We start from the raw sequence: 232 nt of genomic DNA, 5'->3' as shown, positions 1-232 counted from the left end.
CCGCAGGCACCGCAGGCCGGTGGCTGGGCTCCGCCGGCCAGCGACCAGACGCAGGTGCGTCCCCCGCAGTGACATTGGGTCGAGCGCGTCTCCGGCGTTGATCCGGGCGAGCAAGCTCGCCTTCGACGCCTCCCGCCGCGCTGCCGACCGGGAACTCGACATCGGTCGAGCGCTGACTCCCCACGGGGCCCGTCTTCATGACGGGCCCCGTGGTCATTTCCGGGCTACTCCT

This window comes from Nocardioides sp. CPCC 206348 (genome assembly GCF_048654705.1).
Taxonomy (GTDB): Bacteria; Actinomycetota; Actinomycetes; order Propionibacteriales; family Nocardioidaceae; genus Nocardioides.
This window is presented reverse-complemented; position numbering follows the sequence as displayed.